General features: G+C 68.6%; 17 protein-coding genes and 7 pseudogenes. 13 read left to right on the top strand and 11 right to left on the bottom strand.

Annotation, left to right across the window (positions count from 1 at the left end):
- Nucleotides 1-123: 123 nt before the first annotated feature.
- Both ABZX67_RS09035 and ABZX67_RS09030 read left to right on the top strand, forming a co-directional pair.
- Complete coding sequence (locus tag ABZX67_RS09035) at nucleotides 124-297, top strand: hypothetical protein (RefSeq protein ID WP_355356436.1); 174 nt, start codon at nucleotides 124-126, stop codon at nucleotides 295-297.
- Between the two features lie 200 nt (nucleotides 298-497).
- Nucleotides 498-860, top strand: a complete 363-nt coding sequence (locus ABZX67_RS09030; protein ID WP_355356434.1) for a hypothetical protein — start codon at nucleotides 498-500, stop codon at nucleotides 858-860.
- A 136-nt stretch (nucleotides 861-996) separates the two neighbouring features.
- On the opposite strand, the gene ABZX67_RS09025 is transcribed toward ABZX67_RS09030, so the two are convergent.
- From ABZX67_RS09025 to ABZX67_RS09015, 3 genes are all read right to left on the bottom strand, one after another.
- On the bottom strand, nucleotides 997-1,944 hold the full coding sequence (locus tag ABZX67_RS09025; RefSeq protein WP_355356432.1) for a hypothetical protein: 948 nt from the start codon (nucleotides 1,942-1,944) through the stop codon (nucleotides 997-999).
- Between the two features lie 1,016 nt (nucleotides 1,945-2,960).
- Nucleotides 2,961-4,583 (bottom strand): IclR family transcriptional regulator C-terminal domain-containing protein, encoded by a 1,623-nt coding sequence (locus tag ABZX67_RS09020; RefSeq protein WP_355356430.1) that lies wholly within the window; start codon nucleotides 4,581-4,583, stop codon nucleotides 2,961-2,963.
- 1 nt (nucleotide 4,584) lies between these two features.
- The gene (locus tag ABZX67_RS09015; protein WP_355356428.1) at nucleotides 4,585-5,184 is read right to left on the bottom strand and encodes a hypothetical protein; all 600 of its coding nucleotides are present in this window, start codon (nucleotides 5,182-5,184) and stop codon (nucleotides 4,585-4,587) included.
- A 488-nt stretch (nucleotides 5,185-5,672) separates the two neighbouring features.
- Here ABZX67_RS09015 and ABZX67_RS09010 point away from each other — a divergent pair, with 488 nt between their 5' ends.
- Nucleotides 5,673-6,575 carry a hypothetical protein gene (locus tag ABZX67_RS09010; RefSeq protein ID WP_355356426.1) on the top strand — a complete coding sequence of 301 codons (903 nt, stop codon included), beginning with the start codon at nucleotides 5,673-5,675 and terminating at the stop codon, nucleotides 6,573-6,575.
- Nucleotides 6,576-6,716: 141 nt separating this feature from the next.
- Here the strand turns inward: ABZX67_RS09010 and ABZX67_RS09005 are convergent, their stop codons facing one another.
- From ABZX67_RS09005 to ABZX67_RS08985, 5 genes and pseudogenes are all read right to left on the bottom strand, one after another.
- A complete protein-coding gene (locus ABZX67_RS09005) occupies nucleotides 6,717-7,232 on the bottom strand; it encodes a hypothetical protein (RefSeq protein WP_355356424.1) in 516 nt (171 codons plus the stop codon).
- A gap of 134 nt (nucleotides 7,233-7,366) precedes the next feature.
- Entirely contained in the window at nucleotides 7,367-7,576 is a 210-nt protein-coding gene (locus ABZX67_RS09000; RefSeq protein ID WP_355356422.1) for a DUF6207 family protein, read from the bottom strand.
- 483 nt (nucleotides 7,577-8,059) lie between these two features.
- Nucleotides 8,060-8,254, bottom strand: a pseudogene (locus ABZX67_RS08995) (transposase); the annotation flags it as partial.
- Nucleotides 8,255-8,562: 308 nt separating this feature from the next.
- A complete protein-coding gene (locus tag ABZX67_RS08990; RefSeq protein ID WP_355356420.1) occupies nucleotides 8,563-8,934 on the bottom strand; it encodes a hypothetical protein in 372 nt (123 codons plus the stop codon).
- A gap of 147 nt (nucleotides 8,935-9,081) precedes the next feature.
- A complete protein-coding gene (locus tag ABZX67_RS08985; protein ID WP_355356418.1) occupies nucleotides 9,082-9,294 on the bottom strand; it encodes a hypothetical protein in 213 nt (70 codons plus the stop codon).
- 317 nt (nucleotides 9,295-9,611) lie between these two features.
- Between ABZX67_RS08985 and ABZX67_RS08980 the strand changes: the two are divergent.
- Nucleotides 9,612-10,028, top strand: a pseudogene (locus ABZX67_RS08980) (CbrC family protein); the annotation flags it as partial.
- Here ABZX67_RS08980 and ABZX67_RS08975 read toward each other — a convergent pair.
- The 3 genes and pseudogenes from ABZX67_RS08975 to ABZX67_RS08965 form a co-directional block, all read right to left on the bottom strand.
- Nucleotides 10,002-10,528, bottom strand: a pseudogene (locus tag ABZX67_RS08975) (IS5 family transposase); the annotation flags it as partial. The pseudogenes ABZX67_RS08980 and ABZX67_RS08975 sit on opposite strands and share 27 nt — an antisense overlap.
- A gap of 822 nt (nucleotides 10,529-11,350) precedes the next feature.
- Nucleotides 11,351-11,863 carry a hypothetical protein gene (locus tag ABZX67_RS08970; RefSeq protein WP_355356416.1) on the bottom strand — a complete coding sequence of 171 codons (513 nt, stop codon included), beginning with the start codon at nucleotides 11,861-11,863 and terminating at the stop codon, nucleotides 11,351-11,353.
- A 216-nt stretch (nucleotides 11,864-12,079) separates the two neighbouring features.
- Nucleotides 12,080-12,154: pseudogene (locus ABZX67_RS08965) on the bottom strand (DUF6207 family protein); the annotation flags it as partial.
- Between the two features lie 272 nt (nucleotides 12,155-12,426).
- On the opposite strand from ABZX67_RS08965, the gene ABZX67_RS08960 reads away from it, so the two are divergent.
- The 9 genes and pseudogenes from ABZX67_RS08960 to ABZX67_RS08920 form a co-directional block, all read left to right on the top strand.
- Nucleotides 12,427-13,047 carry a hypothetical protein gene (locus ABZX67_RS08960; RefSeq protein WP_355356414.1) on the top strand — a complete coding sequence of 207 codons (621 nt, stop codon included), beginning with the start codon at nucleotides 12,427-12,429 and terminating at the stop codon, nucleotides 13,045-13,047.
- A gap of 538 nt (nucleotides 13,048-13,585) precedes the next feature.
- On the top strand, nucleotides 13,586-14,812 hold the full coding sequence (locus tag ABZX67_RS08955; protein WP_355356412.1) for an SUKH-4 family immunity protein: 1,227 nt from the start codon (nucleotides 13,586-13,588) through the stop codon (nucleotides 14,810-14,812).
- Between the two features lie 126 nt (nucleotides 14,813-14,938).
- Nucleotides 14,939-15,244, top strand: a pseudogene (locus ABZX67_RS08950) (ATP-binding protein); the annotation flags it as partial.
- Nucleotides 15,245-15,341: 97 nt separating this feature from the next.
- Nucleotides 15,342-15,878: an SMI1/KNR4 family protein gene (locus ABZX67_RS08945; protein WP_355356410.1), complete on the top strand. Its 537-nt coding sequence runs from the start codon at nucleotides 15,342-15,344 to the stop codon at nucleotides 15,876-15,878.
- Between the two features lie 1,271 nt (nucleotides 15,879-17,149).
- Nucleotides 17,150-17,747: pseudogene (locus ABZX67_RS08940) on the top strand (RHS repeat-associated core domain-containing protein); the annotation flags it as partial.
- 177 nt (nucleotides 17,748-17,924) lie between these two features.
- Nucleotides 17,925-18,605, top strand: coding sequence for a histone-like nucleoid-structuring protein Lsr2 (locus tag ABZX67_RS08935; protein ID WP_355356408.1), 681 nt, complete (start codon nucleotides 17,925-17,927; stop codon nucleotides 18,603-18,605).
- Nucleotides 18,606-19,378: 773 nt separating this feature from the next.
- A complete protein-coding gene (locus ABZX67_RS08930; protein ID WP_355356406.1) occupies nucleotides 19,379-19,624 on the top strand; it encodes an antitoxin MazE7 in 246 nt (81 codons plus the stop codon).
- Nucleotides 19,625-19,626: 2 nt separating this feature from the next.
- Entirely contained in the window at nucleotides 19,627-20,007 is a 381-nt protein-coding gene (locus tag ABZX67_RS08925; protein WP_355356404.1) for a toxin Doc, read from the top strand.
- 110 nt (nucleotides 20,008-20,117) lie between these two features.
- Nucleotides 20,118-20,345, top strand: a pseudogene (locus ABZX67_RS08920) (DUF721 domain-containing protein); the annotation flags it as partial.
- Between the last annotated feature and the right edge of the window lie 185 nt (nucleotides 20,346-20,530).

Here is a 20,530-nt window from a genome sequence, read left to right as displayed (position 1 = left end):
GCGGTCGTGCCGGTTCGCCGCCCTGTCCGGGGCCGTGCCCGCGACCTAAGGCACGACAGCACTTCAAGCTCCGCCACCTGCTGTGCCGACCCGGCACACCCCAACCCGAAGGGGGAACCACCCGTGTCCAAGCTCGCCCTGCTCGTCGTCCTGCTCTTGGCCCTGGTCGGCCTGCTCATCATGAGCGCCGCCTTCTACCTGGCTTACCGCCACCCGAAGTTCGCCGCGCCATTGATGGCGGCAGGAACCATCGGCGCCCTCTTCGTTGCCGCCGTCGCTGTCGTGGGCGCCCAATGAACGGTCAGCCCGGGGCCGGGGCACCGCTAGGCCGCCGGCCTGGGCCGGGACCATCCGCCGCGGGGGCGGGACGGTCCCGGTGCCTGGGCAAGCCCCGCCGTCTCGCAGGGCGGTACGCGCCGTATCGCCCCGCGCCGGGGCGGGCCTTGCCCGTCGTGCCGCTCACACGTTGGTGGCGGTGTGACATCGTTGATCACGTCATGGGAAAGAGCACCGCCGCGGGCGTAGAGGACCTGGCCGACGCCGTTGCCGAGACCGCCTGCCTCCTTGCCGACGTACAAGGAGGCAGGTGGAGCGACGCGGCGGTCGAGGACGTCATCACGGCCATGGAAACGCTGAGTGAGGCCCTGTCCGAAGCCCCGCAGATAGACGGCCACGCAGCCCTCCACCTGTTCGCCATCCGAGGCACTCTCAGCCGGCTTCGCGACCACCTCGACGGCTCGGAAGGCGTTTCGGTCGGCCGTGCCCCCGCCTCTGCGCGGTCGGCGCCCTCGAGTACATTCAGGCGCCGCGGACTCGGCCCCGGCTGGCAGGGCATGACCGTGGCGACACCGCGGCGGTAGCCGCAGCGGTGCCTGCTCTCCGTAGCCATGTACCTCACCGCCGCGTTCCTTGAGCACCTCGCCGCAACCGCCCCGCGGACGGCCGGTGCCTGGCTCGCCGAGTACGCCGAGGGGAGTACAACCAGCGCCGCGGTTATCAGGCGATCCCGCTCAGCTCCAGGTATCTGTCCAAGCACCGCTGGCAGATGTCCTCTTCTGCCTGGGGGACGAAATACTCGAGGCAGTTGCACAGATGCAGGCCGGTGAAGACTTCGGTGCAGTTGAAGCACATGTCGATCGGCTTCCCTGGAGCGGCCGCGGTGCGCACGCCAACGATGAGCGCTCTAGTCCAGCACTCGGGGCAGTCACCCGAGGAGACGTGATCCTCGATGCTCATCGTCTCGAAGGTCTCTGCGTAGGCGTACGCGAGGTGTTCGTTATCCTCCCAGGCGCGTGGACAGAAGTGGCACCTGCTGCCCTCCTGCTGCACAACAAGTGCCCACTCGTGGCAGGAAGGACATTGCACAGTTGTACTGGCGAACGCCTTGAGCTCGTCACGCAAGCGGGTTCGCCGCGCCTCCACAAAGGTGGCGATGTCCCGCACGCCACGGCGTACGGCGTCTACCTCGGCCTGCATGGCAGCGACCTGCTCGTCCCCCAGGGCAGGCAGCAGGTGCTCATCCACGAACCGCATGAGGAAGTCCAGCACGCTCGCTGCTCGCTTCTCCACCAGGGCGACTGTCTCCTGAAGCCCCCAGTGCTGCAGACGGTTGCGGAGTTTTGCGAGCTCTTCCACCGCGCCCCGGTCGCTTTTCCCGATGGGAACCCCGACGATGTCAGCGAGTCTGCGCATCGACTCAGCGACTGTGGCGCTCTCAAATTCGCCACGGTCGTACTTCTCCTTGGTGCACTTGCTGACGTCCTTCACGACCAGTGACCAGTGCTCTATTTGCAGGCGTGCCTTAACCAGCACCTCGGTGGCGGCCTGCAGGTGAAGGACCGCGTACTTCAGGTCCCGCGGGGAGACCTCTGCGTCGGGTTGTGCAAGCCGCGCGACAACCTCCAAGAGGTAGTCGATGCCGTTCGGCACGGGCAGGAAGTCCACACGGGCACCGTCAGTGCCTCCGCCTCTCGTGCCGGAAGATGTCTCTCGGCTCATGCCCACCCCTCACCGAATCGCTGCTATGCCTGGAGCAACCGACCAGCAGGAAGACTAACCAGCGTCCAGATGGATCACGGCCGCAGAGGGGCTGTCACTCATGGCCAACCGACGCAGCCGACGTTGTGACCGAGCACCGGACCTCACCGCAGGGCGCCAGGTGCTCGGCGAGGTCGGCGAACGGCTCCTGCACCGTGCCAGGGCGGGGCGAGGCCATGGCCGGCCCCCTGCTTGCTCGCGCCGGAGCGCACCGCGGCCTCGACGAGGACGGCCATCAGCCGACGCCGGCGTCCGGCCCCAGTTCCGGCTGCGCCCGGAGGCCCGGGCTCGCCGTCGCATCTGGCCGGGTCCCTGCGTGTCTGGCTCTGCGCCGCGCGTGCTGGGCCGCCGTTCCGTTCCGTAAGTCGGAGCCCCCGAGGGAGGGGTCCTCGGGGGCCAGCGCGGCTCAACGGGCAGGGCCCGGAGCTCTGCGCGGTCACAGCAGGCTGGGATGCGTTTCCACCCGGCGGAACCTGCGGTTGTTACGTCGGCGCGCGGCTGCCTTGGCTGCCGCGCCTTCTCGTGAACTCTTGACCCGGTGATGCCCGCGGCTGGACCATCACCCAGTTCCGCGCAGCCGGCGAGGACTGGGAGCTGCGCGCCGAACGGCACGACGAGGCCGACGACAATCCCGACCGGGTGGTCTTCACCTGGTGGTCGCACTGGCAGACCTTGGAGGGTTACACCGCGATGCCGTGTGCCTACGACGTGTCCGGGACCGGTGGGCCGGAGAGCGCCGAAGGCCTGGAGCCCCCGACGCTGGGCTCACGAGGTGTTTCCTGAAGTTCCCGTGGTAGCTGGTGGTGGGGAGTGGGATGGGCGTGGCGGCGATGCGGGTGGTGTGAAGCCTCACTGCAAGCCCCGGGTCCCGAGGCGGTATCGGCGCCCGCAGGGGCACCGATACCGCAGTGGTCGTCTCGGCTTTACGGGGTGGCGGCGTAGGCGCCGAGCGGCTCCATCGTCACCACGTGTTCTTCACGGCCGGCGACCACGTCGTCCCAGGCGACCACCTGTGTGCCTGGCGTGACTGCGCCGTCCGTGCCGGGATGACCGTCTTCCACCATCGGTGCCGGCGCCGCCTGCAGCGGCGGGGGAGCGGGCCGTGTCAGCAAGGTGATCGGTTCCGTACGCTGGCGCAGGACATCGTTGGGTGGGACCACGATGATCTGCTGTCCCGGCGCGCTCGTGGGCTCGACAGGTGGGTCACCGGCCAGAAGAAGCGACAGCAAGACCACGGTGGACTGGTCGGAGAGGATCTGCGCAGCCTCCTCCAGCCGGTGCTGCTGGCTCGCGGGCATGGACAGCGCGAGGGCATCGGCTTGGTTGCCCAGGTTGAGCGGGATGGCCACGCATACCTCGCCGGTGGAGTACTCCTGCCGGTCGAATTGCGGGGCGCGGGGGCCCCGCTCGTCGATGTCCGCGAACAGCCGGCGGGGATCGGTGATGGTCCGCGAGGTCAAGCGCGCCGCCCGGTGGCGCGAGAGGTGGTCCATGCGCTGCTCGAAGGGCAGCTGCGCCAGCAGGCTCTTGCCCACGGCGCTGGCGTGCGCCGCTGCGCGGAAGTCCACCCATTCATACACGCGGGGGGCCTGTGGGCCGTCGGCGAACCGGGAGATGTGGATCTCTCCGTCGGTGTAGCTGCTGACATAGACCGCCGCGCCCACCGCATACCGCAAGGCCGCCAGCCGGTGCTGCAGCGCCGCCTCAGCCGACCTGCCGGGAGGCTGGGCGAGGGTCTGCAACTGCGGGCCGGATGTGAAGCCGCCGTCCGGCAGCCCCGCCGCCATACCGCACTGGCACAACCAGTGCAGCAGCCTCTCCAGCACCTTCTTGGGCAGGCTGGTCCGCTTCGCCAGTTGCGCCGCACTTAGCGCCACCGACGACCCGTGCAGAACGTGCAGGATTCGCAACGCGCCCTCCACCGCCTTCCACTGCCCAGGTGCCGGACCCCGCCCTGGAACCTGCCGGGCGGCGACCGTCAGCTCCGGTGCCCGCAGGGGAGAGGTCGAGAACCGCTCGCTGCGCCCAGGCGCGCTTTCCCGCGGTCGGGGAACGACGGCCTGCAGCAGAGCGAGCCGAACCTCATCGGCGAACTCGGCATCCTCGGACAGGGCGCGCGACGCCGGTCGCCTGTCGGCCAGGTTCAGCAGCACGCGGGCATCACCGTGCCCAAGCTGCGCGGCCTGCTCGACGAGGTAACGCACATCGCCCTTCACCCCGGGCGCACCGATCCGGTGGACGGCGACCGCGAGCCGGAACATCGCTCCCGGGTGCCCGCGCTCGGCTGCTTCGCTCAGCCAGTTCGTGGCTGCTTCCCAATCGCCCCGACGCAGAGCCTTCGAACCCAGCCGGTAGCAGGAGTTCGCGTGGGCCAGAGCCTCCCTGCGTGCGCTGGCGGTCATACCGTCCGCTTCCACCGAGGCCCAGTCCCCGTCCGGATGGTCCCAGAAGTCGACCCCGTGCTGTGGCTGCGACATCAGCGCGGCGAGCTGGTCGGCGAGTGCGGGCTGCTCACGGCGCCCGCCGTGGCCTTCGGTCCTGCTCACGTCATTCACCTGTTTCCCCTTCCCCGCGTCGCTGCCGATTTCGCTCTGTTTTGGGACGAATGTGATCCTTCAACTTGCTCCGCAGTTCCCGGATCGCCCTGCTGCGCTGCACCTGCACCTGCATGCGCGGTATCCCGAGTTCGGCGGAGATCAGGGTGTCGTCGGCACCGCGGCTCTGCAGCTCCACCACCGCACGCCGCTGCGTTCGCGGCATGCGCCGGATCGCCGGGATGACCACGTCGGTCAGTAGGGCTGCGCTGTCGTCCGGACCGGCCTGCGGAACGGTGACTTGGTCCAGGTCGTGCGGGCAGGTCGGTACCGCCGACTTCTCCCGCAGGCTGTCGACAGCGAGGTTCCGGCCCACAATCCGCGCGTAGGGGACGGGGTCCCGCCATACGAGATCCGGCTCGCGCAGCCACTTGTGCGCCGTTCGCGCGAAGGCCTCCAGCGCGATGTCCTCGCGCCGCGCCAGCAGCATGGCGGGGAACTTCCGGCTCAGCATCTGCTGCACCTCCCGGAGGCACTCCTGGTGCTTCTCCACGAGCAGCTGATACACCTGCTCCTGCCGGCCGGCAGTACCGTCGGAGGACTCGTCGCTCACCACAGGTCATGCTCCTCGCGACGAGCCGCCGCCGCGTGAGCGGGCCAGACCGTCCAAACGGTCAGCACACCTCCGTCCGCGGCTTCGTACCGCACCACACGCCGCACCATGCAGTCACCGGACACGGTTGCCCGACCGGTTCCGCGTACACACACGCCGCCACGCGGCTTCCGACGGGCCCAGCGCCTCACAGCACTCAGCACACTGATCGCGCTCACGGCGACCGGGAAAAGCCCGGCCAGCTCCAGGAGCGTCATGCGGACTCCAACTGGTTCGTAGGGTGCAGACGCGGACCGCGCCGGCACCTGTCCTACGTACGAGCCCTGCCGAAAACTAACGGGCGATCAGAACTGCCCCTACTTGATCATGTGTGGTCGATTCGAGGCGGACCCGGCTACGCAGAGCCGTCTCGCGTGGGGGAGGATGCGGGATGGGAGGGGATTTGAATGCGTTCAAAAACTTGGGAGCCGGTACAGCCGAGGGCGCGCGTGAGGGACAGGTTCGGCGCGGTGCTGACGGCTTCGATGTCGGTGCTGTTCGTCGAGGCTGTGGTCGGGGCGATCGCGCTCTTCGTGTGGGGGCAGACCCGGGAGAGCCCGGCCCTGCCCAACAACGCGATGGGCGTCTTCTTCCTGCTGATGATGGCGCCGTTCGTGGCGGTGGTCGGAGCCGTCCTCGGAGCCCTGCTGTCGATCGGCGTGGTGATGCCGCTCCTCGCGGTGGGTGGATGGCTCGGCCGCCGGCTTTCGGGGCGCGAGACGTGGTGGTGGATCCCGGCTCTGGCGGCCGCCGGAACCGCCCCAGCGGTTCTAGCGGCGGCGCAGCTTGTGGAGGCCGACGTCCTGGCGGGCCTCAGCGGATGGCTTGTGGCCACAACGGTCCTCGCCGCCCCGGCGCTGACCGCCCGCAGGCTGCTGCTGCCGAACCGTCCGCAGGTCTCCGGCGGTGCCATGTTCGGCCTGGTGGCTCTTTACGGGACGCTCGCTGTCGTCATGGTCGGCACGCTCGCCGGCATCGGCCTGTACGCGGGGATCGGCTACGAGCCTCCGCAACTGAGCGCGGAGCGGGTCGCCGGGACGTGGTCCGACGGCAAGGGTGGCACGCTCATCCTCACGGCGGACGGCAAGGCCACGGCGGCCGACGTCGAGACGTTCGACATCGACGACGCCTTCGAACCCGTAGTGCACAAGTGCACCGGCACGGGGTCCTGGACGTACGACCCGGGCACCGGACCGTGGTCCCAGAAGGTAGAGGTGTCCGTGGGCGACTGCGCTATGGGCACCTGGGAGGTCTTTGGGAGCCCCGAGCAGCCCAAGCTGTTCGTTTACATCGGCGACCCCGACAGCTGGGACCTGTACATCCTGCAACGCCGCCATGAGAGCCGTCTTTGACTTCTCACGCAGCTCCCGCGTCGTCCGGGGGCTGCTGTGCGCCGCGATCGTGGTTCGGCGGCGATGGGGGAGGGAGTAATGCCCGTAGCGCGGAGCCGGCGCTGGGGGTGGGGCTCTGCGCTGCGGGCGCGGGGGTCTGGGTCAGCAGGTGTAGGTGGTGCCGTCGGCGGCGGTGTTCCAGTTGCAGGCGGTGATGCTGCCGGTGGCGGTGTTGTTGTCCGGGCTGCCGGGCTTCTTCAGCCGTAGGTCCGGGTTTTTGGCGGTGCTGGTGTTGAGCAGGACGTGGCGGGCGTAGCCGCGGTAGATGTGGTGTGCGCCGCTGCTGTCGCGGTAGTGGCGGCCGCTGCCGGTGTGCACGTACGCCCTCGCACCGGCCGGCAGGTTGTATGAGGGCAGGGCGCGCCCGTAGGTGTTGGTGGTGATGTCGGGGACGTAGCCGCCGGTGTTCACCGTCCGGGTGCTGACGTTCTTGATGACGAAGTACTCGCCGTTGACGTTCAGCTGGGTGCCGTCGCGACTGTCGGCGCCGGCGGCGTTGGGCCGCACTTGCGTGAGCATCAGTGCGCCGGTGGTGGAAGCGGCCTGGCTCGGCGTGGCCAGGGCCACGAACGCGAGCGCGGCGGAGGCGAGTGCGGTGGTGCGTACGGTACGGCTCACCAAGAACCCTTCTGCAGTAAATGGGGGGCGGCATCCAGAGGGTGCGATCCTCGCACCCGACGAGCTCCGCCGATGGGGAAACCAGCAAGGATGGTCAGGAGCTGCTCACAGCCGTACGAGCGGCACCGGGCCCGCTAGCGCGCGGTGTCGGGACGGCGTACGTCGGCGTACACCCGCGCCCTCACGCCGGGCTTACCCGGCGTACGCCACACCGGCGTGATGCCGGAGGTCGCCCACGTCCGCTGAAGGCCCTCCATAACGGCGCGCACGGTGTCTTCATCCGCGGCGGCGACGTCCAGGACCACGAGCCCGGGCTCGGCGATGCGCTGCTCATCGATCTCCATGCCCCCACCGACGGCTCAGCCGGGCCGGCCGGTTCGCCGATCGCGGGAAGGCAACCCGTACGAGGGACCCGGGCCGCCGACTCGTCCGGCCCGCCGGTCGCGCAGGCCGCGGCCCGGGGCGTAGACAGGAAGGGGCGGCCGCGCTTCGCTGACAGGACCGGGCGGTGCTGCTCCCCTCCCATGGTCGGACCCCCGACGGACGCATGGCGGCCGAGCTCCCGCTTGACCGCACTGGCAGGTGCGATCGTCACCCTGTCAAAAGAAGGGATTGACATCAACACAATCCTCAGCGCGGCAAAAAGGGACTGGAGGGACCTTCTGATGAGGGCTGGTCTGGAAAGATCCAATTGGCCGGACGTCCTAGCGGAAAAGCTGGACGTACGGATCGTATGAAGCCCTCGCTGCGCGCAGGCCGTAAGGCTGTCGCGCCAGGCGAACGCCGCACTCCTACCGGCGAAACCTCGGGTGCTGTCGCCGTGTGTTCCTCGCGACCGCCAGCGGCAGGGCGCCAATCGAAGTCGGCTGATCAACCACGACCAGCACCGTTCCGTGCTTGGTTCTGAGCTTGGCGAACAGCTCGCGGAGCTTGGGTTCGGTGTTGGGCAGCCGCTTGTCGAACGCCTTCTTCCCGGTCGGTGTGACGGCGGTGGCGCGATGTTCGCCCTTTCCGACGTCCACCGAGGAAGACGTCGATGTCGCCGGTGTTTAGGTCACGTGCAGGTCCCTACATTGCGCCTTTCGTCCGGCCTTGCAAGGGGCACTGAGCTGCCACATCCACGTTACGGAGAGCTCTTTCGGCTCGGATCAAGCCGGCACTCAAGCCCGTCATCACCGGGTCTGTCGATGCCTCCGGACCCCGTGACACCACCCCCCGGATCATGAACGACCAGGGGAGAAGTCATGCCGTACCTGAAGACCAGAGGCAGCATTGCGGAGCCACGAAAAGTAATGGGGGGTGACGGGGGCTTGAGGGTGTTCTGGCCCGGCTAGTTGGGGGTGACGTCGATCTGGTGGGCGACGGCGCGCTGCCAGTACTCGGCGATGGTGGAGGCTGTGCCTGCGGCCGCGCCCCGTACCGGTGTGGTGAGGTCGGCTGCCGGGGTGGGGCGAGTGTCGGACAGGACGGCGTGCTCGTTGTCCGGGTTGTGCCAGGAGGCGGTGGCGAAGACGTACTTCTTGCCTGCGGCCAGGCGGGGTGCGTCTGCGGGCTGGGTGAGCGTGATGGTGCCGCTCACCCGGCCCTTGAAGACGTGCCCGACCCGCACTTCGTAGAGGTCGGAGGGGATTTCGGCGATGGTGCGCTGGCCGGTGTGGCGGATGACGGTGCCGTGGAAGACGTCGTCGGCGCTGCCCGCCACTTCCCGCGCGTTTTCGGGGTCGTAGAGGGTGATGGCCTCGGTGGGGGCGGAGGGGGGTGGTGAGGTACTGGTAGGTGAGGTAGCCGGTGGTGGCCAGGATCGCGGTGGCGGCTGCGGCGAGGGCAGTGGCGAGGGGTTTGTTCGTGGTCATCCCCACAGGGCGTGGTAGTTGGAGCGGTCGCGGCTGGTGGGCTTGCCGTCAGCCGGTGCGTCGTTGGCGTTCGGAGCCATGAGCGTCGGGTACCAGGCCGGTGACTTGTGGCAGAAGCCGAGTGCGTGGCCGAGCTCGTGTGTGGCGACGATGCGGCGCTTGGCGGATGTGCCGAACTTCTTGCCCTGGGCGGGGTAGGCGTCGTTCATGCGGATGACGTCGGTGCCGGGGAAAGGGGTCCAGGCGGCGCCGACGTCCTTCCACTGCCCGCTGGTTTCGTTGACGTCGGACCATTCCAGGTCGGCGATCCGCGAGGCATCATCCTGAGGGAATCGGATCTTGTTAAGGCCGTTTGACGACCACGCCTTGGCGGCGTGCGAACGGGCATCGTCGTACTTCCAAGCTGTCTCAATTGGCTGGGTCGAGAGGATCCGAGGCCGCGCTTGATCGAGGACCTGATCGCGGACAGACTGCTCTCCATGGGATCAGTAGGGATGGCCACCAGGGCGCAGATCGGGAACCGGCGATGAGTGCCAGCCTGCCCTTCTTTCGCTATCACCCAGATCCCCTCGCCAGCGGGTCCATCCGCACGGCCGCCGATACGTGCGCCTGTTGCAAACGCAACACGGGCTGGATCTACACGGCCACCTTCTACACCGCACACGAGGTCAACGGACGTTTCTGCCCGTGGTGCATCGCAGACGGGAGCGCAGCTGAACGCTTCGCGGGCGAATTCACTGACTCCTACGGGCTCGACGGTGTCAGCGAGGATGTTTTGCATGAGGTCACCCGCCGCACCCCTGGCTTCCACGCCTGGCAGGACCCGCACTGGCTCGTCCACTGCCAGGACGCGGCCGCCTTCGTGGGCGAAGTCGGGTACACCGAGCTGGCGGCGCATCCCGAAGCCCTCGACCAGTTGCGGGCCGACATGCGCCTCGACGGCTGGCACGACGAAAACCAGCTTGAGCACCTGGCTGTCGTGCGTGTTCGCGCCGGAGATGCCGACGGACAGGGGCAGACCGGTTCGCTCAGTAACCAAGTGGATCTTCGAGCCGTACTTGCCCCGGTCCACAGGATTCGGGCCTGTCAGGTCCCCCTTTTCAGAGCTCGCATGTTCACGGAGTCGATCGCGCAGCGGGACCAGTCCAGCTCGCCGCGGGCACCGAGCTCGTCGAGGACCAGGCGGTGGAGCTTCGCCCACACCCTGGCCTTTGACCACTCCGTGAAGCGCCGGTGAGCTGTCGCTCCCGACGGCCCGAACGAGGCCGACGGCAACTGCTGCCAGGTGCAGCCCGAGGTGGCCACGAACACGATGGAAGCCAGCACCTCCCGGTCGCCATGCCGACGTCGGCCTCCGCCTTGCGGACGAGTCGGCGCTGCCGGCACCACTCGCTGGAACAACTCCCACAGCTCATCTGGCACCAGCCGCTCAACGATCCCCACTCCGGCAGGCTATCGAACACACCAATTGAGATGACCTGTTCGTCTGATCTTCCCAGGACACCTCTCCCTGGTCGACGCTGGAGCGGCCGCGGGAGTCCTTCTCCCCTCCGATGCATGGCGCGGGCGCCGTGGCGAGCGGCGCCTGGGCGTAGGCGGTATTTGCGTGGGCGAGGATGAGCAAGACCGCTGTGAACAGCACCGGCCACGGACTGCGGGTCACCGGCCGCCCCTCGCGTGTAGAGGTGACTGGCAGTGGTGGCGTGCTGGTATGCATTGGTCGTCGTGGGGCACGTGGCCGCCAGGCGGCACAGCGCGGCCAGCTCGGCTTGGTCCACGGCCACGTCGCGGCGCAGCTTGGTTGTGGCCCATGCCGCCGGGGCGAGCTGCGCCGGACGTGGCCGACGGCAGAGTAGGCGTGGTTTCGGCGGCACGAGCGGGTATGGCCGCAATCGGCGTCCAGGTCGAGGCGACAGTCCTGCGGGCGGAGCCAGCGATGCGTTTCATACGGCCGATGTGTAGAACGGCAGGTTCGGTTGCCGCACCGCAACCGCCCGTGCGCCACCCGCTCGTGCGCACAAGTCGTAAAGGAGAAACGACCCGGCACGTGGGACTCGCAGTGGGGAGTGTGGCTGAATGCTCATTGTGGCGTCGGTGGTCGGGCAGAAGGCGGCCGTGAGGCTGCAACGTTCTTCCCAGGGGCCTGCGCCGTCCCGATGTATTCGCCGCGTGCCCAATCGTGGTCAGCGGTGATGGAAGTACCCGCAGCGCGGAGCTGGCGCCCGCCGTGTGGCTCTGCGCTGCGGGCACGGTCCTATGACGGTGTCAGCAGGCGTAGGTGGTGCCGTTGGCGGCGGTGTTCCAGTTGCAGCTGGTGATGCTGCCGGTGGTGTTGTTGTCCGGGCTGCCGGGCTTCTTCAGTCGCAGGTCCGGGTTCTTCGTGGTGGCGGTGTTGGGCAGAACGTGGCGGGCGTAGCCGCGGTAGATGTGGTGGACGCCGGTGCTGTCGCGGTAGTTGCGGCCGCTGCCGGTGTGGACGAAGGCCTTCGCGCCGGCCGGCAGGCTGTAGGAGGGCAGGGCGCGCCCATAGGTGTTGGTGGTGATGTCGGGTACGTAGCCGCCGGTGTTGACGGCCCGAGACGTGACGTTCTTGATGACGAAAAACTCGCCGTTCAAGTTGAGCTGCGTGCCGTCACGGGTGTCGGCGCCGGCGGCGTTGGGCCGCACCTGCGTGAGCATCAGGGCGCCGGTGGTTGAGGCGGCCTGGCTCGGCGTGGCCAGGGCCGCGAGCGCGAGCGCGGCAGAAGCGAGTGCGGTGGTGCGTACGGTACGGCTCACCAAAGACCTTTCTGCAGTATGAAGAATGGGGGGGCGGCGTCGAGACGTTGCGATCCTCGCACCCGACGAGCGCCAGGCGTGTGGAAACGGGAAGGCCGGTACGGGGCTGTTCACGGCTGTACGAGCGCCCTGGCTGCTAGTGGACGGCGCCGGTCCGGCGTACACCCGCGCCCGCACGCCGGGCTCGCCCGGGGTGCGCCAAACCCGGGTGACGCCAGATGTCGCCCACATCTGCTGCAGGCTCTCCATCACCGCGGTGACGGTCTCCTCGTCCGAGGCTGTGACGTCCAGGACGACGAGCCCGCGCTCGGTGATGTCTGCTCATCGACCTTCATGCCGCGGCTGACGGCTCCTTCTGGCCGGCCGGTTCCCCGGCCGCGGGCCAAGCACCCTGACGAGGGAGCCCCACTGCTGACAGGTCCGGCTCGGCAGCGGGGCCGGGCCACCGACAGGGTCACCTGATAGGTGATTTCGCCCCTGAGGTCGCCGAGTCTGCGGCATCGTCGTCTCCGGCGCCCCGTGACCGGGTGCGCGCGATGACAGGAAGCGGCTGGAGGAGCGGCATGGGTGAGCGGGAGACCTGGGCGACCGACGAGTTCGGCGCCTCGCATGAGGGCGCGGTCGGTGTCCTTCTGGCCGACGGGACCGTCCCGGGACCCGTTGTCTTTGACGCGGGCTCCGGTGGGGGCGGGCAGTCGGTCGCCCAGTGGAGCGTCTACGACGGCCGGAGCACGCGCGGGCCGCGCGCGGCCGCGCTGCGCGCGGTGTGCTCGTGCGGCTGGACCGGCACGGAGCACACTCTGGACTGGGACGAGATCGGTGAGCGGGAGCTGGCCGAGGCAGGAGCGGGTGCGGCAGACGCGTGCCTGATGGACTGGGATGTGCACACCACCGAAGTGGAGGCCTCGGCTGTGCCCCTGCCGGAGGCGGTCACCTCCTTGCTGTCCCAGCTGGAGGAGGAGATCGAGAGGCTGACGAAGACCTCCCCTTTGGCCGCCCTGCGGGCAGCCCGCCGGCTGGAGGTGACCGCCGTACGGCTGGGGTACTGGCCAGCCCGCGATGCCCTGTCGGAGACGACGCCCGATCAGGCCGCTGAGGCGCTCGGGCTGAACGAGGACGCGGCACGGACGCTGCTGGCCCGCTTCGGCCGCTTCAGCCCCTACCTTCCGAACACCTGCTCGTAGGTCAGGCACCAACAATCGCCAAGCAGGGGGAGGGAGAGCGCTGACTACGAGGCGGCGATGCCTCTGAAGCTGCATCCGAGCCCGCGGCGTCGCTTGTGACATGATGCGTTACCAAGTCGGGCCGTGAGGGCCGCGACCACCGCTTGTGCGGACTGCGGGGAGAGGCCGGCGCTGACCCGGCCGGAGGTCAGGAGCAGCGCGTAAGCGCTGGTGCCGTGTGCACGGAGGCGTCGGCGAACGCGGCGGTCGCGGTCTCGGCCGCCTAGCACCTCACCCGGCCTCGGACTGGGGCGTCTGGCGGGGGAGGGCGTCGCGTCGGCTGAGGGAGGCGGCCAGAGTCTGCGCCTGGCTGCGTCCAGCGTCACGGTGACGAGCGTGTCCCCGGGCAGGCGGGATCCTTGGGGGTGCGGTGCGGGTGACGGTGCGGGCCGTGCCCGCACCGCGCGGACAGCGTACGGGCCAGGGCCAGCGGGGCAGGGCTGTGTCAGTGGTGGCTCTTATGGTGGGGTGTCGCTCGAACTCAGCACGTGGGGGAACCATGTCCGCGACCAGCATCGTCATGCCGGGACACGCGCCGCATCCGTCGATCGTCCACACGCCGACCCGCCGCGCTCTGGCTCCGGGGGAGCGGCTGGACGGCCAGGGCCTGGTCAGCTTCCGCCCGCTCACCGAGCCGTCGCTGCTGTCGGTCCGTGAGCATCTGACCATGCGGGGCGGCGATCCGGCGCAACTCGATCCGGACCTCACGGAACTGCTGCTGATCGGCCATCTGATCGTGGACGGGGAGGAGGCCGAGGAGGTCGTCCTCGACGGTGCCACCGGGCGGGTATTCAGCATGTGGCTCTACGAGAAGTCGCCGGACGGAGCCGAACTGTTCCCGCTGGCACCATCGGTCGGAGCGCTGCTCCGCTTCCTCGGTGCGGTGGACGACTTCCGGAGCCTGCGCGGCAGGTTCGCATGCCTGGCCGGGCGGACGGGGCCCGACGCGGTGCGGGCGGCTGAGCAGGCGCTGACCGCGGTGTTCACCGAGGAGGCGTGGGGCGAGGACGGCTGGGGTCCGGCCGGTCCGCGGTCCGGCTGGGACCAGCCAATACCGGCGTTCTGGCGGATCGCGGCGGCGATCCGTCCGCTCGGCCTGATCGCCGGGCCCGGGCGGGGGCTTGCCCTGGCACTGCCGGAAGGCCTGCTGGAAGGGGTGTTTGGCGCCGAGAACATGGTGCGGCTGACGGAGGACCGGCTGCCGTCGGCCCTCGTCCACGCGCCGACGCGCCGTTTCCTGACGGACGTGGGCCTGCCCTCCGACGGGTTCATGTTCTACGGCCCCGATCCGGGGCCGCTGCCCACTCTCCCGCAGGACTGGGCCGAGTCGCAGAGCAACCCCCAGCACGCGCACCTGTGGCACGGCGACAAGCAGTTGCCGCCCGACGCGGAGCACCTGGTCGTGCTCGGCGGGCTTGTCCACGACTTCACCGTCCTCATCGACGGCCGGACCGGTGCCCTCTTCTACACGGAGACCGGCGCCGACCACGTCGTCCCGGTCAACGCCGACCTCTCCACGCTCGCCTTCACCCTCTGGCTGCACCAACGGGAGCAAGACCTCGACGAAGAGCACGACTTCACCCAGGACTTCTACCACCAGCTCGCCGACACCATGATCGAGGTGCTGTCCTCGGTCGACCCGATAGCCTGCCGCGCCGCCGAGGGCCCCGACGACTACCGGTACTGGCCGGAGGTCTTCCACGACAGGGCGGGTGACGTGCTGTGACGGCCCAGCCCCGTCCAGAGCCCTCTGCGTCGTCCCCGGGCGATGCGGCCCGCGCCGAGGCGGAGCCTGCCGACATCGAGGTCTACTCGAATGACCAGTACGTCGCCAAGTCCGGCGTCAGCAGGCCAGACGATCGCCCGCTACGGCCGCGTCGATCTCCTCTGTATCGACGAGCCCGGATACATGGAACTTGACCGCCACGGAGCCGAACTCCTCTTCCAGGTCCTGACCGAACGCGAGGAAAAGAACAGCGTCGCCATCGCCTCCAACGAGTCCTTCGGCGGCTGCACCAAGACGTTCACCGATCCCAGGCTCTGCGCGGCCATCGTCGACCGCCTCACCTTCAACGGCACCATCATCGAGACCGGCACCGACTCCTACCGCCTCGCCAGCACCCGAGCACGAGCCGAGGAACCCGTCAAGGCCGGGTGAGCGCGATAGCTGCCGATCTCGACGTGAGCTACGAGGGGGTTGAGGGACATCGGAACGAAGACCGGTGCTAAAAGATCGTTGTATGTGGGTTCAACGAGTGATTGAACTGACCGGGTGGGAGCCGCTCGGGATCTCCGTCGACTGGGCGGCGATCGAGGGCGAGCTGGGGGTTCCGCTGCCGGCGGACTACAAGGAGCTCTGCGAGGCGTTCGGCGGCGGCATCTTCAGCGATTCCGTCTACTTTCTGGGGCGCGACGAGGGCGTCTCGTTCAACTTCCTGACACAGTGGCGAGTCTCCCTGTCGGTTGACCAGGACAGCGCACTCGGCGACGTCTCCGTCGTCGATCCTTATGCGATCTACGCGCCGGGTGGCAAGGGACTGGTCGAGTGGGGCTCCACCGAATGGGCCGACGAGTACTGCTGGCTGATCGACGCCGAGCGGCCGGGCGATTACCCCGTCCTTGCACGGTCCCATGACGGCGGCCCATGGCACCGGTACGACATGTCCACCTCTGAGTTCCTCTACCGCATCCTTTCCGATGCCGATTTTCATCCGTTCGGGATCGCGCAGTACGACCTCGGCACGACGTTCAAGCCCGGCTCCGGCCACCCCTTCAACGGCCGGCCGCTCTGACGAGCGGCCGGCAGCCGCACGTTCGTGGACACGACAGTGCCGTCGTTTCTCATCGAGATCCGTGCGCCAGGTGATCCCCAACTGCCTCCGGAACCGGTCACCAACGCTGTTCTTAGAGATCAACGAAGCCAAGGGAGGTCTGCGGATTTCTCGCCGTTCTGGGCGTGAGGGGCTCACTATCCCGAATCGCCAGCCGGCGGCTATTGAATGCGCGCCGTTGGGCTGGTGATCTCCAGGAGGTTCGGCTGCGGGTCCTGTCTGGCGATCCGCCCGCCGCCGAAGGGGTGGTGGGCTGCTTGCGTGGTTAACAGGTCTGTCCTCCACGGTGTAGCCGCCGCCGACCGGGAGGCCGGGGCGGCGGGACTTTCCGAACTCGACTTCTTGGAGGACCGACCATGTCCATCGACCCGCTGCTGCTGCTGGCGCCCGTGCTCCTCGCGGTCGGGATCGTGTGCGCGACCGTCGTCTGTGTCGTGGCGCTGTGCCGTGCGCATCGTACGGACACCGTGGCTGTGGTGCGGGCGTTGCCCGAGCTCGCGGCGACGTTTTGCGGTACCGTCGCCGGCGGCCGCGCCGATGACGCCCTGTCGTTCCTGGCCGCAGATATCGAGCGATGTCACCGGCTGCCCCGGTACGGCCGCTGGGCGAGGTCAGCGTACGGCCGCGCGCTCCGTCGTCCCGCGGCTCGCCGAGCGGCTGCCGCCCGTTGTATGGCCGCGTGCTCGAGCGCTGTTCCGTCGTCGCCCTGCGGCCGGGCGCTCCGCCGCCCCGCGCCCACTGCCCGCCGTACCGCTGTATGGTCGCCGCCCTGTACGGGGCCGCGGCCTGTCCGGGTCGAGCTGGAAGCGTTGCAGCTTCCGCCCTGGTTCGGCGGCGCGGGGCCGCCCGTGCTGCCGGTCTGCCGCTCCCCGCCCGGCTCCGCCAGCCGCCGCTCGCGCCCGTCGCTGCGGGGCAGACCGGTCTTGCCGCCCGCCCCTGGCTGGGTTGCTTGCCCGGCCGCTCCGCTTCGCTTCCGTGTCGGGGCGTCGTATCCGCTGCCTCCGCCGATGAGGTCGACCAGGGCCCTGCCACGGGCCTCATGTCCGGCCAAGCCGACCGCCTAGCTGTGCTGGGGCCGTGCTGGTGCCGGCCCGCTCCGGCCCCGTGCGCATCAGGTGACTGCGGCGGAGTATCGCGTCTGCACCGCCTGCCGGCCGGCACCGTGCTGATGGTCCCTGCGGTGCGCGGCGTGCTGTCGCGGGCCAGGACGACCGCGATGACCACCGCCCCGCCCCAGTGAACTTGTCGCACCGGACGGCACCATCACCTGGCGCGCCCGCAGCACCGCGTGGGGGGCCACGCAGTGGAACCGTGACAGCACCGCCTACACCCCCTACGCCAGCCCGGGCAGTACTTCGATCCCGAGACCGGACTGCACCAAAATTTCAACCGCTACTACGACCCCGATATCGGCCGCTACATCACCCCTGACCCACTCGGCCTCGCCCCCCGTCCATCAACCACTACGCCTACGTCAACAACCCCTTCTGCTACTCAGACCCTCTGGGTTTGGCCGGCTGCGAAGCCGACCCCACATGGGGGGGCAGGGTTCGCTGGTCGTTGGACGAACACGGCCGCCCGTATGAGATGAACGCCATCGTCATGCGCGATATTTTGGACGAGGGCACTCATGCCAGGGAATCGATTATCCCTCCCGGCTATGAATCGGGGAAAGGCCAAGCCCGAGGGCACCTGTTGGCAAGATGGCTGGGCGGCTCAGGCGACATCCCGGAGAACCTGTTCACGATCACGCAGAATCCCACGAACAGTCCGGAGATGAGTAATTTCGAAAGAAAGATCTACAACGCTGTGAAGGAGATGGAGAAGTAGTCACCTATAATGTCTTCCTTCACTACGCCAACGATGACCCGGACTCACCTCCGAAGAGCATCCAGCTCGAAGCGGGGGCACAAGAAAGACGAGCACAAAAAGCTCCTGTTTGATATCGAGGACTGGATTGACAACCCTGCCCATGACGAGCCGCGCCCGTAACATCCTGGAGAATATATGGCTGCGATCACTGCTCTGACTCAGCTGTACCCGCCGCCCTCGGATCCCAGCCGTCACGATTGGGACGAAGCGGAGCAGTCTGTCGGGCTGTGCCTGCCTGACGACTACAAGCAGGTCGCAGATCTCTATGGGCGCGGTGAATTCAACAACTTCATCACCCTCTACCAGCCCGGAGGGCATGAAGAATACAGCCTGACCGGTCCCATGCCGAGACGCCTCCGCGAACAGATCAAGCAGATCTGGCAGGCCGACCCGTATGCCGAGCCACTTCCCTGCAATGTCGAAAATCTTCTGGCCACAGGTGTCACAGGAAACGGCGACTACATTTTCTGGATCACGGATCCCGTCGAAGATCCGGACTCCTGGAAAATTACGGTCAATCACGCCATGCGCGGCGGCTGGTTCACATTCGAGGGGAAGATTAGCGAATTCATCCTCGCCGTCCTGCAGGGGTCCGCGCAAGTCCCCATGTTTCCTCGCACGCTTCCCACTGCAGGGCCCGTGTTCTCCCCAGCCCCACCAGAACGCGGCCCCAGCGTGCGGGTCAGCACAGAAGGTGCCACAACGAGCCCTAAAGAAATCAGGGCATGGGCACGTGCCAACGGGTACGAACTCCAGGACCGCGGACGTATTCCTCCCGAGATCGTCCGAGCTTGGGAGCAGCGCGGCGACGGCTGACATCAGATTGGCCTCCCTGCCTGACTGCGCCCAAGGCAGGGATGGGCAGCTGGCCCCCCGTACCGAAACCCGCCGCACCATCGAGGTCAACGGAGGCCAGGAAGCCAGCCCGGATGGACCGACGAGTAGCAGGCCGCCGTCGCCCGGCTGCGCCAGGAGTGCTTCGAGCTTTGCGCGATCGTCGCCACCCACCCGTACTGGAAGACCTTCGAGGAAGCAGACGTGGTCAAGGAGCGGATGCGGCTCAAGGCCACGGCTCGCCCCAGCGTGGCGGTGACCGCGGTGGACCTGAGCACCGCCGCCTGAGCCGCCGCACAACGTGGCCTTCGCGGGCCCAACCCGCGAACGTGGCGTTCAGTGCCGGTGCGCCTGCCATGCCCGCCCGGCTACCTGAGCTCGCCGGCGATACGCCCGCAGGATGATCACGGCACGATCGGCGCGGGCGCCGTACGCAGCGTCCGCAGCGGGCAAACGGCGCGCGCCGCGCACGACGCCCAGACCGTGCGGCTGCGGTAGCGCTCGAGACGCCGATGGCGGCGCGCGCCTGGCCAGGCCTGCCGGTCCGTGCCCGCCGTGCACCTGGCAGTCGCGCCCCAGCGACGGATCCGCCGAGCCCGTCGAGCGACGCGTTCCTGTGCGCTGCTCGCTGCTCGGCGGATGCGGCGCCGTTTACCCACTGTGGGTAACCTCCGCGGCGGCGCGCTGGGCCGCGGTGGGTGGCGCTTCCCGGGAACGGTATTCGCGAAGGTATCCATGGATGCATACTCGGAGGTATGGCAGACACCACTGTGAAGGTCGACTCGGAGACCAGGGACCGGTTCGCCGCGGTCGCCGCGGCCCGCGGGCAGAGCGTGCGCGCCTATCTGGCGCAGCTGGCCATAGAGGAAGAGAACCAGGTCAAGCTGAACAAGGCGACGCAGGTGTTCCGCGAGGTCACCTCGAAGCCTGGCATCGCCGAGGCGTTCGACGCGGCCTTCCCTGACGACGCGCCGGCCCCTCAGGACACGCGGGCGGCCTGATCTTGGAGCTGCACATCGATATCCGGTGGCTCCTCGACCGCCAGGAGGAGCTGCTCGGCAAGGAACTCGGTGTCCGGGACTACTCGGCCTTGGTGGCCGCAGTCGCGCGGCACAAGGTGAACACCCCGCAGCTGGAGGCCGGCGAGCCTGACGCCTACTGGCGTGCCGCCGCGATGCTGGAGCAGCTGGTGCTGCTGCGCCCGCTGCCGGCCCGAAACGCGTACTTCGCGTACGGCGTCGCCGTGGCGTACATCCGGGCCTCCGGAAAGGATGTCGACGACTCCTTCGGTCCGTGGGAGGACCTGATCCGCGATATTCGCGGGCTACGGCTGACCGTGTACGACATCGCCGACCGACTCCGCTCGATGCGGCCGGCCTCCTGACCGCCCCGGCCGGTCAGCTGCTGGCGGAGCGGCCGGACAGCACCGCGCTGCGCGTTACCGCCTCGCTCTCGAAGCCAACCGTGCCGTCGCGCCGGAATCTCCCGAAGGACCCGGCCATCGCGGCGGCGGTGCAGCGGTAGACCGCACGCGATGCGCGAGCTCAGCCGCCGGGCGTTCCGCGAACCTGACGTAGCCCCAGACGGTGCACCAGCCGCGATCAAGCAGGCCCGCGCACAGCGCCGTCAAGCTGCGGCGACCGAGGCCGCCGCCTGCGTCGGGCCCGCGGAGAGAAGGCCGGCCGCCAAGTCGTGCCGCAACGCCTGGAACGGACGGCGTGAGTGGGCTCGGCGTGCCTTCCAGCACCTCGGGCAGGCAGTCGGTCTGTTGAGGAAGCTCGGGTACGACGCGTGATCGATACTGCATACCACCGTCGCCCGGGCCGCGGCCCGCGCGGACCGGGAGCTGTCCGTAGCCTGTCCAGCCTCTACCGGGCGCTCGCCGAGTACGACAAGCGATAGGTGTA

The organism is Streptomyces sp. NPDC003036 (genome assembly GCF_040611175.1).
Classification (GTDB): domain Bacteria; phylum Actinomycetota; class Actinomycetes; order Streptomycetales; family Streptomycetaceae; genus Streptomyces.
Note: the sequence above shows the minus strand (reverse complement) of the source record. Positions and strands in the feature narration are given on the sequence as shown.

Bases quoted from the DNA above. Each gene is read 5' to 3' on its own strand.
- ABZX67_RS09000 (WP_355356422.1), bottom strand. From the start codon at position 7,576: ATGGAGATCGATGAGCAGCGCATCGCCGAGCCCGGGCTCGTGGTCCTG.
- ABZX67_RS08955 (WP_355356412.1), top strand. From the start codon at position 13,586: ATGTCCGCGACCAGCATCGTCATGCCGGGACACGCGCCGCATCCGTCG.
- ABZX67_RS08930 (WP_355356406.1), top strand. From the start codon at position 19,379: ATGGCAGACACCACTGTGAAGGTCGACTCGGAGACCAGGGACCGGTTC.
- ABZX67_RS08985 (WP_355356418.1), bottom strand. From the start codon at position 9,294: ATGAACGACGCCTACCCCGCCCAGGGCAAGAAGTTCGGCACATCCGCC.
- ABZX67_RS09030 (WP_355356434.1), top strand. From the start codon at position 498: ATGGGAAAGAGCACCGCCGCGGGCGTAGAGGACCTGGCCGACGCCGTT.
- ABZX67_RS08960 (WP_355356414.1), top strand. From the start codon at position 12,427: ATGGGTGAGCGGGAGACCTGGGCGACCGACGAGTTCGGCGCCTCGCAT.
- ABZX67_RS08935 (WP_355356408.1), top strand. From the start codon at position 17,925: ATGGCTGCGATCACTGCTCTGACTCAGCTGTACCCGCCGCCCTCGGAT.